The organism is Rhodococcus sp. SG20037 (assembly GCF_031763325.1).
GTDB classification, from domain to species: domain Bacteria; phylum Actinomycetota; class Actinomycetes; order Mycobacteriales; family Mycobacteriaceae; genus Rhodococcus_F; species Rhodococcus_F qingshengii.
This window is the reverse complement of sequence record NZ_CP134497.1, coordinates 1,405,477-1,419,909: the sequence shown is the minus strand read 5'-3', so window position 1 is coordinate 1,419,909 and position 14,433 is coordinate 1,405,477. Positions and strand designations below refer to the sequence as shown.

Below are 14,433 nucleotides of genomic sequence, written 5' to 3'. Positions count from 1 at the left end.
TTGAGTAGATCCGCGGAAACGTCGAGGGCTTAGGTCCCGACGACTGCAATAGCTCACAAAGCGGACATTGCCTCTCACTGCTGACCACAGTTCTTTCGCATGGGTAACTGGACCCGAATCCACGCAACCGAGAACCGTCCCTGCACGCCGGGGACCTATGTCCCCGTAGGTCAAATCCGCCGGACCTGATTGAACTTTCTGCAATTCGCAAGTGAATTGCCCTTCGATATGGAGTAATTCGGCAGACCCGAAATCCCGCCATGCCATCCGGCCAACCCAGACCCGCACTGGGTACCGAAAATAAGATTTTAAAATTCCCACTATGTGAGATGTGAGCATGTGAGACGTTCCGGCCGGACTGCTCGGGGACTGGCGCTTCGACGTGGCGAGGGCGATATGTCTCGATCAAGTAATGTCTGCATATGGCGCCGGACCGATGGCGATGGTCGGCAGTCCCCAGCGGTGCGCAGCCTCGAATCGCACGCAGATGTCGGGTAGTAAGCGAATGGAACTGGAAATGTTGAAGATTCGTGAGATCCGCTCCGAGTCCGGGATCATTCCTCGACTCGCAGTGCGATGGTTGATGATCGCGCTCGCCACGATCTTTGCATTTTGGCCCACCTGGACCAAGCTTTGGCAGAGCACGGCCAGCGGAACTGCCATCGGCTACGTCTTCGCTCTACCGCTCTTGTGCCTGGTTGCAGCCGTCGGAACAGACTTGAGGCGCGGCCCGGAGCTTCCGATTCACGATCGTGAGACCGACAAGATAGTCGGCTGCATCGGTCTCTTCGTCGCGTTGGGACTTCAAGCGCTCCTGCTACCGCGTTTCGCCGAGACCTACGAACTGATGCATATCGACGTCATCGCAGCCTGGGTATTCGTCTGGAGCGCAGCGGTTCTGATGTTCGGCCTCCGTCCGGTCAATCGGTACTGGGCAATCTGGGTGGTCCCGATCATCTTGGCGCCGCTGCATTACCGCGCCATCGCGACCGAAATGGGCGGAACTCGTTTCGACTACAGCGTCCTCATGGTGCTTGTCGCGTCTGCCGCGACCACGATCGCCGTCAGTAGAACGTGGAGGCGAGGGGCGATCGCCTTCGTCGCCGCGACGGTGCTCGGTGTGGTGATTCTCTACTTCACGATTCAGAAGTATCCCGCTGCTCCGCTTTTCGCCGTGCAGTTGTTTCCGGCACTCGGAACCGCAATCGTCGTCGGCGGTGCCTTCTATCTGTACGAACGCCGGGGTAAGTCGCTCAAACCGTTCGACCGACCACTCCGAAAGCCTTCGACAGCCACAAGCAACTGGACCATCCTCGCGGTGTTTGCCGCCGCAGTGCTGATGTTCTTCACGCCGCTGCCATCGACAAGTTTGACCGTCAACGTCGGTCCGCCCCCGGCTACTGCGGATCCTCGACTTGTCGTTCCGCTGGGCTGGCATCAGATTGGAGCATCCGAATACGACTGGCCCCGTCGCTACTTCGGCAGCACCGCCGAACTGAGTCGTCAGACCATTCGGGCCGACACTCCGAATCCCGCTTGGGACTCACAGATGCGGCCTCGCACGGTACAGATTGACGTCGTCCAGGTCCGTCGACCCTCCACGCTCGCCGTGTATCCCAGCAAGACCACCTACGACCTGGAGAACGCGAGAGTCAGCCCGACGGTCACGCTGGAGCTGCCGCACGGGATCGTCGCCGAGATGTACACGATCGTCGACGACGCTCTCCTTCTCACATGGAGCAATCTCAATTTCGTCTGGACGCGGGGCGACGGAGCAGCGCAACGAGTCAGCCTGATCAGCGTCGACAATCACGAACCCGACGCCTACTTCCCCGAACCGAAGCCGTCGATGGCGTCCAACGGTAGCAATACCCTCGCCGTTCTACTGCGTGGTGAAACCTCGACCGAAGACACCGAATCCGAGTACAAGGACCTGGACATGCTCGAAGCACTCGCTCGACTACTCGTGGAGGCTCAGACGTGGTGAACGCAAACCGAAGCCAGTCCAACAGTGTCGTGGTCAGCGGTGACCCGGATACAGCGGAGTACCGCGAGGCCGCCCTGCACGATGCAGTGAACGGTCTACGCGAGCGCCATCCGATCTCATCCGCCTCCGTGGCCTTCTATCCGTGGCAGCGAAATACGTTGTTGGCAGGCTTTGCGCTGGTCGTCGTCAGCCTCGTGTTCTTCCTCGTCCCGACTCTCATCGCGCTGACATTGATCTGCACCATTGGATACATCTGGGCGATGGTCGACCGTCTGATCTTGTTCACGAGGGGTCTCGATGCGTCCTCGATCATGACGATCAGTGACGAAGAGGCACTTGCTCTTTCATACGACGACCTTCCCACCTATACCATTCTGGTCCCCGCATACAACGAGCCTGAAGTCGTCGGCGACCTCATCGCAGCCATGCGAGCGATCGAGTATCCGGCAGACAAGATGCAAGTCCTTCTCCTACTGGAGGAAGACGACGCCGTCACTATCGAAGCTGCACTTGCCGCCGGTGTGGACGAGGTCGTCAGCATTCTGAAGGTGCCCGCGGCCGATCCACGAACCAAACCGAAAGCATGCAACTACGGTCTGCATTTCTCGACGGGCGAGATCGTCACGATCTACGACGCCGAGGATTCCCCCGACCCACTCCAATTACGTCGAGTAGTCGCAACTTTCGCGAAACTTCCCGAGAACACTGCTTGTGTTCAGGCCAAACTTGCATTCCACAACGGAACTCAGAACCTGTTGACCGCGTGGTTCACCGCCGATTACGCGCTGTGGTTCAGCTTCATCCTTCCTGGATTGATGCGGAGCAATTCACCGATTCCTCTCGGCGGCACCTCGAATCACCTACGCCGTAGCGTCCTCGACGAGATCGGGGCGTGGGATCCTTTCAATGTCACGGAGGATGCGGACCTCGGCGTGCGGATTGCAGAGAGCGGATATCGCACCGCGGTCTTGAATTCCACCACGCTCGAAGAAGCCAACAGTGACACGATCAACTGGATCAGACAGCGCTCGCGTTGGTACAAGGGCTATTTGCAGACGTGGCTCGTCCACATGCGCCAACCCGTCAAATTATGGCGAGGATTGGGTCCGATCGGCTTTCTCCGATTCACGATTCTCATGGCCGGCACACCTTTGGTCGCCACTTTGAACATGGTGTTCTGGCTCATCAGTCTGGACTGGATTCTCGGACAACCTGAAGTGATCCACCAGGTCTTCCCCAACTATGTCTATTTCCCCGCGTTGATCTCTCTGGCATTCGGTAATGCCGCTGTTCTCTACATGAACCTCGTGGCGTGCCGAGAAACGCGAAACGCGATGCTCCTCCTCGCCTGTCTGACTGCTCCGTTGTATTGGGTGCTGATGAGCATCGCGGCGATCAAGGGGACCTACCAATTGATTCGCAACCCGTCCTACTGGGAAAAAACCTTCCACGGTCTGAACACGTGACAACGCAACCCTCACGTTCTACACAGGTGTGAGTTATGTCTACTGATCCGCCTCACCCACAATTTCACCCGATTTCGGGTTTCACCGGAAAACGCACAGCTAGATGGTTGCGGTAAACACACAATCCAGTCACAAAACTTAACTACCGGTACGCGAGAACTGCGGTGATTGGTTGCCGAATGATCACAGATCAGCCGTCGAGCGCCTTACGTGTCGAGACGGCGCTGGCTTACCGCGCAGCACTCAGGCACTATGACCGGTATGAGCGGTTTTTCGGAATGGGTGAAGCATCAACTGGAACTTCGCCAAGAAACTGACGTAGCCGATGCTGCGCGTGCGCTGGGAATACGCCCCTCCGAACTCGGTCGGTGGCTGTCCGCGAAACGCCCCCCCACGCAGGACACGATCAGAACTGCTTGCCGCGTCTTCGACGTCCACGTCCAGGAAATTCTTGTCGCGGCGGGCTACATGACACCTGACGAGTCGGGTCTGGACGACAAGCCGATTTCGCTGTCGTCGCTCAGCACGCAAGATCTCCTCGATGAGCTGGCGAGACGCTCCGCGTCGCATAGCCTTGCAAGTCAGTAGGTCAGCTGCGGATCCGGCTGATCCAATCGTTCCTTGAGCCAGACTCGCAACTCCGGTCCGTACTCGGTGCGACTGAGCGCATGGTCGAGAGATGCTCGCAGAAAGCCTCCCGGGTTACCAAGATCGTGGCGGGTTCCGTGATGGACGACGACGTGAACCGGATGCCCCTCCGCGATCAACAGCGCTATCGCATCCGTCAGTTGTAGTTCGCCACCCTGCCCGGGTGAGATTCGTCTGAGCGCGTCGAACACGGCGCGATCGAGAAGGTATCGTCCGGCCGCGGCGAGAGTGGACGGAGCATCCTCAGGAGCCGGCTTCTCAACCATGCCGATGACGGCAAGTACATCGGGATCGCTGCCCTCCACAGGTGTTTGGACGTCGAATACTCCGTAGGCCCCAACACGATCGGGCGCGACGTCGAACGCGCACAGCACAGAACCACCACGCTCGGCACGTACCTTCGCCATCGCGTCGAGAATGCCGCAGGGGTGGACCAGATCGTCGGGAAGCAGCACCGCGAACGAGTCCTCGTCCGCATCCAGCACCGATTCGACCAGACCGACAGCGTGTCCCAATCCCAGCGGAGACTCTTGCACAACCGGCTCCACCGAGATCAGGCCCGGAGCCCGACGCACACGTTCGAGTAGATGGTGCTTCCCGCTGGCGGCGAGCTTGCCCTCGAGCACCAGGTCCTCGACGAAATGCCCGACGACCGATGCCTTGCCCGGCGCAGTGACGATCACCAGACGTTCCGCGCCTGCTTGCGCCGCTTCGCTGGCGACCAGCTCGATCCCGGGTGTATCGACCACGGGGAGCAACTCTTTCGGAACCGTCTTGGTGGCCGGGAGGAAACGAGTCCCCATTCCGGCAGCCGGAACCACAGCAGTCTTGAAAGGCCGTTCAGCGCACCCAGTCATCGTTCACCTCTCCGCTCACGCGATGTTTCACACACTTACCGTTACGCGCATGCAGCGGTCGTCCCCTCATTTCGACGACCGAAGCTCACACCGCATGTACAGCCTGCGCACAAGGTCTACCGGGCGGCCGATGCCGCCGCAAGTTGACTCGAACTCGGAATTCGTTGCGCGCGAGAGCTACACACCACCCCTCGATGTCACTTCCACGAGGGGCGCGCCGCACTCCGCGCACTACCCGTTACCGCGGCGAACGGTTGTGATCGTATTTCGACGTTGACCACGGCGGGACGTAGCAACTGACCAAAGAGACAGGTACGACACAACTTCCGAACTCAGCGCCTCAACCGGACCGTCCCCAGCCGACCCGGACGTAGGTCCTGGAGGCGTCGCATCGATGGTCCCGTGCGACTTCACCAGCCTTCAAGTTCGGTTATCCACAGGTGAATGCCACTGAATACCATTGAATACGAACGAAATACGATCATCACGCCGCAACACCAGGTTCAGCTTGTTATCAAATCGTGACCATACTCCCACTGGGCGGAACTCCCAGTGGACTACTCGCAGTGTCCTAACTTGCCAGTGAAGCAATCACGTCGAAGAGTGGATCGTCAGGCCCGATATCCATCGTGCATTCGTTCGGCCGTGGATCCGGCACGAATGCCCACAGGAGAGCTCCGGCCGTACCGGCCACCTTCTGCCCCGTCAGCTTCGTCTCGATATTCGTGGCTCTGGTCGCCAGTGATTCACAACTGCCTGCCAATTCGCCTGTCTCGGCGACCAACAACGGCTTCCCGACGTTCGCGGCCTGTTCGATGCGACGCGCCAGTCCGTTCCACTGGTCGCCCGGAAGCGGAACCCCGTCTGCTCCGTAGTCGTGATACTGCAGAATGTCGACGAAGTCGGACTCGCTCACGTACTGGTAGTCGTCACCCGCAGTGCCGCACTGACCGCCCCCGACGTATCCGGCCGTGATCAGGGTGTTCGGATCGATCGCCCGAAGTTCGGCGCCTGCCGTGTCGAAGAACTCCCGCAACACCTGCGCGGAATCAGACGGGCACGTTCTTGTCCACCAATTGCAGGCGGCATCGGTACACAGGCTCGGTTCCGGCTCCCCCACCAATTCCCACGCCGCGACGGAAGGCTCGTTCTTCCAACGGTCGACGGCGGTGTGCATCCAGTCCTGGAAGCTCATGGTGGCTCGACCTGGGATCAGGTTCGCGACCTTCCACTCGTCGGTGTACCAGTCCCTGGATTTGAACAGCCCGTCATCACACCCGCTGTCCTGGGGTGAGAGCACCGGAATCGTGAACTGATTGTGTCGCGCCGCAGCGTCGAACACCGCGTCCATCGGGCCGAAATCCATCTCCCCGGACACCTTGTTCACCGCGAGCGCCTGGAACGCGTTGAAACGCGTGACGGAGTTCGGTGGCAGAGAACCGAAGTAGGCATCGAGATCGACCATGGCGCCACAGCCGAAGTTCACCGACCAATCAGTGGCCAGTTGATAAGCATTCAGCCCGGTAGGCCACCATGGCTGTCCGTCGAGCGTCAGTCCGCTCGACGACGCTCCCACCCGAACCGTCTTGGGCGAATCGGCAACCACCGGCGTCGTGAACATTCCTGTCACCACCGCGACGGTTGCAAAGCTGACTACAGCGGCAGCGATACGGCGACGCACTGTGCCAGGCACACGCGGACGCACTTCTTCAGAAGACATCTACAACCATCCACGTCATACGGACAATCCTCCCACACGAATTGCCTCATCGACCCGTTAGCCGTTCACCGGTGACGCGATACAAACGCCAGGCCGAAGGGTCCATGCCGCCGTCGTTGGGAACCTCGAGTACCAGCGCTCCCACACCGCCGGCCCCGGTGTCGTACATCGTCGGATAGCGCCGATTGACCGCGTCCGACACACCGCGACCGGTGTTCGGCACCGACAGGATGTATTCGACGTGATGTTCGGCGGGGTTGTTCAGTACGCGCACGAAGTCCGCATCGGAAGGCACGACGAATTGCCGAGGGTTGTTCGACGACGCCACGACGGCATAGCTCTGCACGGTGTCGAGCAGAACCGACCCCTCCGGCAGAGCCAAGTCGTCCAGGTATCTGGCGATGCGACGCTCGGCCGCAAACGTGCGCAGATTCGTCTGCTCCTCCAGGTTCTGCCGGCCCGGAATGATCGCACTGGCAATGGAATGCTCGAGCACTGCGATCCGCGCATTACCCATCGCGACAAACGTGACCAGCGTCGACCCGACCAGCAAGCACAGAGAGATCACAAGGGGCAGAGAGGGTCCCGACTGCTCGGGGTACGTCGATACCGAGCGTGACGCAGCAGCCCCCGGTCGACGCGTGACGACCGGCGCTCCGCGAGGTGCGATCAGGACGACCAACACGAAACACAGCGGAATGATCGAAATGTAGAAGCGCAGAAGGGGAAACGTCGATCCCATCACGTAGAGCAAGGTTTGGGCACCGAGGATGGCGCCGAACAACACAAGAGGCACGACCACTTCGGTGTCGCGCCGCCGAAGTGCGTAGATGATTGCAAGGACCGCGAGCACCGGGAGCGCCGGGCCGAGTACGGCCATTTCGGTAATCGAGAACGCAAGACGGGCGATCGGTGAGTCGGTTCCGGCACCAGCCTGCTCCAGGATGGAACTGTTCCCGTAGACCGACGAGAACTGTTGGAAAGCTTGACCTGTGATGAGCCAACTGGCAAACGACCACAAGGCGAAGGCAAGGAATCCCGGCATCAGCACTACGGCACCGTCGAGGGCTGCTGCCCAGAGCCGCAAGCCGGGCCCCGCGCCCTCGCCGCGCTCCTCAGCAGTCGGGCGGAAACGAAGCCAACTCACCACGGTCACCAGCACCACCGCGACGAACAGCGGGGCCAATGCGTCGTATCTGGTGAGGTACGCCAGAGCGAAAGCGAGGCCGGCACCGATGAGGTCGTGTACGTCGTCGCTTCGCATCCACCGAATCAACCGACGTGTCGCCCACAGAACGAAAAAGAGGAACGGAGCTTCGCTCATTCCGCTCGCCGCGTACATGACGATCATCGGGTTGACAGCGAACAGCACGGTCAGGACGACGGTGACCCATCGCGCAGACCCACGGTCGCGGCTGATCCCACGTACCTGAATCACAGCACCGGCCATGAAGGCCGCGGACATCACGACCGCAGTGATGTTCCACCGCAGCAGATCCGGCCACCAATGACCCATCAGGCCCAACGGAATCTGGACTGCCGCCGTCAACGGGGTGAACACGAACCCGATCGCCGCGAAGTGCGGATCACGGCTGAGCAGCATCGCCGACACCGCGGCGACGCGGCTGAGCGAATCGGTGAAGATGAACCCGATACCCGCGTTCATCCACACGCCCAACGCGGTGTAGATCGCGAAGAGCGCGACGAACATCCGCCATGGCTTGCGGCCCGGTAGATCGTGGACCGCGACGGACAGGGCCGGGCGATCGGTGACGGTCACTGTCCGCGACGCCGAGCCACGAGCACACCACCGACGGCAACAGCGATCAGAACCAAGGTCCCGAATCCGATCCAGCCGATCGTGACCGCGCTCAGTCCGGTCTCCTCTTCGGCCGAGGTCGCGGTGCCCAACGGGGCGACGTTGACTCCGACATCGAAGGGCTCACCTCCCCGAGGCGCGACCAGGAGATCGCCGGTCAGTTCTGCGAACCGGTCCTTCCCACTTTCCAACCAGTTGAGCAGACCGTCGGCATCGGCCGCATCACCCTCAGAGGTCAGCGCCACCACTTCGTTGTGCGACCCCGAAACCACCTGCAAGGCACCGTATTGTCCACCGAATTCCAGACCCTGCAAGCGCAGGAGCCCTTGATCTGCTGTGTCCATGGGTAGAGCCACCGGAGTGGGAAGCTTCCCGTCCGCCGCGATCAACAACGCCGGCAGCGAACTGGTCGCCGCGTCGCCGAACGGGAGCACACGCGGTTGCAGCGGCAGATAGCTCAACCGCTGCATCGCGACAACGAGGCGCTGCGCGCGAACGAGATCTGCGAAATCACCGTGACTCAAACCGACATCGAGTGTGGGCAGCATCGACTGCGGTAATGCCTGGAATCCTCCAGGCGTCGGCGGGAATCCGGTAGTGGACGTGATGGTGCTTGCCGGATCGACAGTGAGCGAAGACGGGCTACTGGTGCCGCATTGGAAGTCGCCGGTCACATCCATCGAGACTTCGAAGGTCAGGTCGCGACGCAGGAGTTCGTTCGGAACATCGACGCCGATGTCGAAGCGCCCTGTCTCGTTCACCGTCTGCGAAGCAAGCCGTGAGTCCCCCAGCGAAATCGACAGTTCTCCGTTGCGTGAATTCGGCAGCGGTACATAGGAACCGATCATTCGGATCGACACGTCCTTCATCGGACGCCCCAGTTGCGACTGGCTGAACGGGACGTCGACCTCGATGTGATTGAGACCGGAAGCCGTCAACGTTCCGAGCTTCAGCTCACCGACGGTGATGGCGTCCTGGGAAATCTGGGCAACTGTGTTGTCCGGTGACGCGAGCGCCCTGCTCGCCGCCCAGTAGCCGTCGAAGTTCGCCGCCAACAGACTGACCTGAGGAACGAGGGTCTTGTCGTCCCCTGAAATTCGCAGCACTGGTGCACCATTCGGAGCAGCCGCGAGATCGATGCCGGCGTCCCCACTGTTGCCGAGTACTACAGCTCTCTCGAACAGTCCCGGCTCAGCGGACGGCAGACTCTGGCCGTTCGGCAGTTGTTCCACCACCACGGCGTCAGGCTGACTTCCGTACTTGTTGACAATCGCTGCACTCAGCTGCAGAGCCGCACTATGCTGTGACCGTGACGAACCATCCGTGACGTAGATGGTTGCCTTCCTCAAAATCGGCGGAAAGAAGGTTGCAACAGTCGTGGGCTGCTGCTCGGCACCGTCGTAGGCGACAAAGGCATCCCGGAGCGCAAGGGGCTGGTATCTCGTTCGGTCGTAGCAGCGGTCATCGACGGGAACGAGGTGAGCGATCATCGACACGGTCACGCTCCGGTCGACCACTTCGAGACCTTGCAACGGAACCGAAATCGGTAGGCCGGTTCCGGCCTGCCCGGCGTCGAAGTCGACGCGGCTCACCAATCTGCCGTCCGCAGTCACTTCGAGCCAACCCCTACTGAAGTCGGTCGGGGCGGTCAGGATTCCGGTCACGGCTGTTGCGGTGAGTCCGTCCGGCACCGGCACGGTCACCAAGACGGGTGCGTCATCGGAGGAGAACACGATGTCTGTTCCTCGTCCGAGTTCGGTGAAGGAGATCGGAGTTGTGGCTGCGGCGGCCACCGAAGTATCTGCGTCGTCCTCGAAATCCTGGGCGGAGGCGACACTGCCGAGCGGAAGCAACAAAGTGACCGCGACAGCCACCGGCATTGCCAGCGCGCGCGTCAGCCAGGTTCGAGAGTGGCCCATCAGCGTGTCTCCTCGACATTTCTTGTTTCCGCGCAATCACCAAACACAAATCACGAGTAGCAATCTCGCCAGTTCGCGACGGTCGCAGGTCCGATCGCACCGTTACGGACAAACAAACCATAACGACCAATTTATGCGTTTGGCTAATTATCCCGGCGGGCGAGACTTTTGTTACGGCATGTCACATGATTAGCAATCACCACCACTGGGAAGTCGAAAGACGCCACTGAAAAGCCCGTCAATACGCCTGAACGTCCGTCCAGTCCGGGCGCTTCACGGGCGGAGAATTCTCAGATAAAGGAAGCTGTGACGATCAATTCGATCATCCCCGCCGGCAAGAGTGCGATCGGGAAGCTGGTCGGTGCGCCGTTCCACTTCGCATCATCGCTGCGCATGGCCAGGGTTTTTCACCCTCACGGGATCGAACTGAAGGGAACATTGAAGCCGGCCACCCCATGGTGGCCGGTATCGGAGTCGTCGACGATTACCGTCACCGCTCGAATGTCGAAAGCCCTCGGAACACCCGGAGACCTACCCGACGTACTCGGCCTGGCGCTTCGGTTGCACGATGTCGGCGCAGATGAAAACCCGTGGGACATTCTTCTCGCAACATCAGGACTTTCTACCTTCTCGAAAATGTTTCCAGCTCCGGCTTTCTCGTGGAACGGCGCGAGATACAGCACACTGGTTCCTTACTCACGCGCGGGCGGTGCCGCGGCGCGGCTGATCGTGACACCGCGCGGTGTCCATCCGGCCGGCACTTCTTTGTCTGCATTGAAAGCTGCGGTCGATCATTCCCCGCTGCACTTCTCCGTGTACCTCGCGAGAATTCAACTTCAGTTGATACCGATCGGGCATCTCTGTCTCGACGAGGTCGAGGACCACCCGGATTGCCTCCAGCCGTCCTTCGATCCGATTCTGAACACACCGGCCCACATGCGCATGCTTCCGGAGTGGCTCGCAGAAACGCGCAAGTTCGCGTATCGCGGTAGCCGCAACGGCCGAGGAGACACACAAAAGCGCGGTTGACCGGACGTGCCGATCAACCGCGCCGAAGCTCACTCAGCTTGTGAACTTGTCCTTGATATCCGAGACCTTGTCACTGACAGTGTCGCCGGCCTTCTTGACCTTCGCCTCGCCCTGATCGGCAACACCCTCGGCAGCCAGATCATCGTTGCCCGTGGCGTTTCCGAACTTTTCCTTCGCTTCGCCGATGAGATCCTCAGCGCGGTGCTTTGCCTTGTCGATGAAGTCAGACATGTATTTCTCCTTCTTGGATTCGGTCGTGCGTTCGGCCGTGGAATTCGGTCGTGGATTCAGTCGAACTCGAACTGCGTGGACAAATGCGTGTCAGCGTTTTCCGGTGACTGCCTTGACCAGGAACAGCAAGATGACGGCGCCGAGGAGGCACGTGAGGAAGCTGAAGATCCAGCCCGCGCCCTCGACATCGACGCCGAAGACTCGAAGCAGGAAACCACCGATCAGACCGCCGATGACACCGACAACGATGTTGAGGAAGATCCCCTGCTGCGCATCGGTTTTCATGATCTTACTGCCGATCCAACCCGCCAGTCCACCGATGATGATCCAGGCGATGATACCGAGAGGAAGCATTTGAACTCCTTAGAGTAAAGAGGGGCGGCGCAATGAGAGACTGCCGGTAAAGGGAGAGTTCCGAGCGATCGGCCCGCGCAACTAGACCGTGATCGCGGGTAGTGTTTGCACACAACCGGACTCTCCACCGCACGACGCGGGGGATCGTGCACTCAGTAGCAGCCACATTGTCTGCTTACCTTTCTATCAGGTGTTCACGACAGAACCAAAATGACTGGCGATTCACCACATACGAGAAACGACACTCACCGACGCGCACATGATCAGCGTCACTACGATCGCGATCGCCATCGAAGTGACGGTCGCAAGGAGCACCGTGACACACAGTGCCACAGCAACATCCATGACTCTGTGCACGATCGGGAGGTCTACCAATACCCGGTCACCGGGAGGCTCAAACCTCGATTGATCAGAGAGTTCTCGGCTCATCGCGTTTCGCGCTTTCCACGGCGATGTGAGTTCTGGTCGCGACGGATGGATCACCGACCATCGACTCGACTTGATCCCCCGTGTCAGTGACGCGAGAAATCAACTCGGACAACGTTTCCGATCCGGATACGACGCTACGTCTCAATGTCACTCGCAAATCGATCGTGCGAACTCCACGATCGAGCAACGCTTTTCCTCGGACACGCGACACTTCGTCGAAGTCCTCCAGTGATGCGCTCGCCCCTTCCGCCACCGCACCCAGATCCGCGGTGATGGAATTGTGCGAGTTCGACCCAGGGACCGTGATCTCCTTCACCCGACGCAGCGGCACATGCGCGATCAACCACCGCAACGCGAGGAGGACTAGCAATACTCCCCCAGCTCCGACAGCCCATGGCCACCACGAGTGATCGACAAGATCTTCAGCCCACGGGATCTCGATACGCGCCGGGAAATCCTTGATCACGTCGCGATTCCACAGGATCGCTGCAACTCCCAGCGCTATCGCGAGCATCCCCACGACGCATGTCGCCACGCGATCCATCGCCGTCGCCGTCCGAGTCATGACAGCGATCCCGCCTGGATACGAACCTTGATTCGCGGCGATGGTGACAGCGACCCGGCCAAGTCCCCCAGCACCGCACGGATTTCCGATTCAGCGGTGGCGGCTCCATCGGGCGTGACCGAGGCCTTCACTTCCAGCTTGCGCCGGGTCGCGTGTGACGAAGCGGATCGAACCTGGGCCAGTGACTCGACGCGAACAGACGCTATCGCCGCTACATCGGCGGGATCGATCCACGTATTCGCGACTCCGACCAAGGCATTGGCAGTCTTTCGTCGCGGTTTGAGTCCGAGGATGACGAACCACAGGCCGAGAACGACGGCTGCGATCCCCGCCGGCAACATCCAACCCTGGTACGCGAGCCCGTCCACATATGCGGCAGCACTTGGTATCCACTGCGACCCGGTGATCACGCCGGTATCCACCAGCGCGTCGCGGACGCCGACCACGCCGAGCGCAAGTAGCGCCGCGGCGATGAGGAATCCCGTGACGGCCGATCCGGGCGCCGCAAGGGGAACAGGAGCAGCAGCCCTCGAGGCAGTGGGTGGTGCGACCTTGTCGGCGGTCATCGCACTGTCCTTCCCGCGTCACGCGTGGTCGATGCCGGGAGAACGCTCACGATCGCCACGTCCACGCCGTCTACGTCCAGGCCCGATACAGACTGCAACTGGGTTGTCACGTTCTCTCGCACCGCGGTACCGATGACCGACAAGGATCCGGGCCACTCGATCGCGATGTCCACCTTGGCCCGTACCCGCTTGCCGGATACCAGCACTCGCGCCCTCGGCAATTCACGCCCGGTCAGTTTGTCCATGCCGCCGGCGTGATGACGCACCCCCGGGGTCCCGCGCGTCGCCTCGAGAACCAACTTCTGCGCGACTCTGTCTCGAATCGTCAGCGTTCCACGATCGCCCGGCTCACCAAGCACAGACGACTCCGGTCGAGCTGTCTCAGCCACGTCCGCGACCCTTCAGCATCACACCGAGATCGAACTCGCCGTCACGCTGACCACCGACGAGGTATCCGATCACACCGAGAACCAGAGCGATGAGGAATCCGGTGAAACCGCCTGCAGCAGCTGCGACTCCGAGAAGTAGTCCTGCCAGTAGGCCGACAGTCGAGGTGGTCATGTGAATCCTCCGTTGTGGATGATGTTCGATGGTGCGAGTCATATCTCGGTGTAGGTCTTGGCACCCGGAAACCGAGCGCGCAAACGCGTGTACTGGGTCCGAGCGGGTTTCGCTATCTGCCGCATCGTGCCGCGCAGTGTCCTGCGCACACCCACACCGATCGGGGACGCGAAGTCCCGGTCGACGCGTTCGAGCGCTCGATTGAGCGCGTCGGCAGATCCGCCCACGTCGGGGTGGTAGTTCCTGATCGCCTCTCGGCGTGCGGATCGTCGATCAGGAACT

15 protein-coding genes are annotated in these 14,433 nt (G+C 60.5%); 4 read left to right on the top strand and 11 right to left on the bottom strand.

Going from position 1 to position 14,433, the window contains the following annotated elements; genetic code table 11:
- Positions 1-517: 517 nt before the first annotated feature.
- From RHP72_RS06650 to RHP72_RS06640, 3 genes are all read left to right on the top strand, one after another.
- Positions 518-1,987 (top strand): hypothetical protein, encoded by a 1,470-nt coding sequence (locus tag RHP72_RS06650; RefSeq protein WP_256938209.1) that lies wholly within the window; start codon positions 518-520, stop codon positions 1,985-1,987.
- Positions 1,981-3,453 carry a glycosyltransferase gene (locus RHP72_RS06645; RefSeq protein ID WP_081305432.1) on the top strand — a complete coding sequence of 491 codons (1,473 nt, stop codon included), beginning with the start codon at positions 1,981-1,983 and terminating at the stop codon, positions 3,451-3,453. Before RHP72_RS06650 ends, RHP72_RS06645 begins: the two co-directional genes overlap by 7 nt.
- A gap of 261 nt (positions 3,454-3,714) precedes the next feature.
- The gene (locus RHP72_RS06640) at positions 3,715-4,041 is read left to right on the top strand and encodes a helix-turn-helix transcriptional regulator (RefSeq protein ID WP_228232489.1); all 327 of its coding nucleotides are present in this window, start codon (positions 3,715-3,717) and stop codon (positions 4,039-4,041) included.
- On the opposite strand, the gene RHP72_RS06635 is transcribed toward RHP72_RS06640, so the two are convergent.
- From RHP72_RS06635 to RHP72_RS06620, 4 genes are all read right to left on the bottom strand, one after another.
- Positions 4,035-4,958 carry a UTP--glucose-1-phosphate uridylyltransferase gene (locus RHP72_RS06635; protein ID WP_007726597.1) on the bottom strand — a complete coding sequence of 308 codons (924 nt, stop codon included), beginning with the start codon at positions 4,956-4,958 and terminating at the stop codon, positions 4,035-4,037. The genes RHP72_RS06640 and RHP72_RS06635 overlap by 7 nt on opposite strands.
- A gap of 571 nt (positions 4,959-5,529) precedes the next feature.
- Positions 5,530-6,678 carry a cellulase family glycosylhydrolase gene (locus tag RHP72_RS06630; protein ID WP_217018481.1) on the bottom strand — a complete coding sequence of 383 codons (1,149 nt, stop codon included), beginning with the start codon at positions 6,676-6,678 and terminating at the stop codon, positions 5,530-5,532.
- A gap of 46 nt (positions 6,679-6,724) precedes the next feature.
- On the bottom strand, positions 6,725-8,458 hold the full coding sequence (locus tag RHP72_RS06625; protein ID WP_311094482.1) for an ABC transporter: 1,734 nt from the start codon (positions 8,456-8,458) through the stop codon (positions 6,725-6,727).
- On the bottom strand, positions 8,455-10,416 hold the full coding sequence (locus tag RHP72_RS06620; protein ID WP_311094481.1) for a hypothetical protein: 1,962 nt from the start codon (positions 10,414-10,416) through the stop codon (positions 8,455-8,457). The genes RHP72_RS06625 and RHP72_RS06620 overlap by 4 nt, the downstream gene beginning before the upstream one ends.
- A gap of 306 nt (positions 10,417-10,722) precedes the next feature.
- On the opposite strand from RHP72_RS06620, the gene RHP72_RS06615 reads away from it, so the two are divergent.
- Positions 10,723-11,445, top strand: a complete 723-nt coding sequence (locus RHP72_RS06615; RefSeq protein WP_311094480.1) for a hypothetical protein — start codon at positions 10,723-10,725, stop codon at positions 11,443-11,445.
- A gap of 33 nt (positions 11,446-11,478) precedes the next feature.
- On the opposite strand, the gene RHP72_RS06610 is transcribed toward RHP72_RS06615, so the two are convergent.
- From RHP72_RS06610 to RHP72_RS06580, 7 genes are all read right to left on the bottom strand, one after another.
- Positions 11,479-11,676 carry a CsbD family protein gene (locus RHP72_RS06610; protein WP_007726588.1) on the bottom strand — a complete coding sequence of 66 codons (198 nt, stop codon included), beginning with the start codon at positions 11,674-11,676 and terminating at the stop codon, positions 11,479-11,481.
- A gap of 90 nt (positions 11,677-11,766) precedes the next feature.
- Entirely contained in the window at positions 11,767-12,030 is a 264-nt protein-coding gene (locus RHP72_RS06605; RefSeq protein WP_003943661.1) for a GlsB/YeaQ/YmgE family stress response membrane protein, read from the bottom strand.
- 409 nt (positions 12,031-12,439) lie between these two features.
- A complete protein-coding gene (locus tag RHP72_RS06600) occupies positions 12,440-13,024 on the bottom strand; it encodes a hypothetical protein (protein ID WP_046378100.1) in 585 nt (194 codons plus the stop codon).
- Positions 13,021-13,590 (bottom strand): DUF6286 domain-containing protein, encoded by a 570-nt coding sequence (locus tag RHP72_RS06595; RefSeq protein ID WP_311094479.1) that lies wholly within the window; start codon positions 13,588-13,590, stop codon positions 13,021-13,023. Before RHP72_RS06595 ends, RHP72_RS06600 begins: the two co-directional genes overlap by 4 nt.
- A complete protein-coding gene (locus RHP72_RS06590) occupies positions 13,587-13,979 on the bottom strand; it encodes an Asp23/Gls24 family envelope stress response protein (RefSeq protein WP_311094478.1) in 393 nt (130 codons plus the stop codon). Before RHP72_RS06590 ends, RHP72_RS06595 begins: the two co-directional genes overlap by 4 nt.
- Positions 13,972-14,151, bottom strand: coding sequence for a hypothetical protein (locus RHP72_RS06585; protein WP_003943629.1), 180 nt, complete (start codon positions 14,149-14,151; stop codon positions 13,972-13,974). Before RHP72_RS06585 ends, RHP72_RS06590 begins: the two co-directional genes overlap by 8 nt.
- Positions 14,152-14,189: 38 nt before the next feature.
- Positions 14,190-14,378 (bottom strand): hypothetical protein, encoded by a 189-nt coding sequence (locus RHP72_RS06580; RefSeq protein WP_007726577.1) that lies wholly within the window; start codon positions 14,376-14,378, stop codon positions 14,190-14,192.
- Positions 14,379-14,433: the final 55 nt, after the last annotated feature.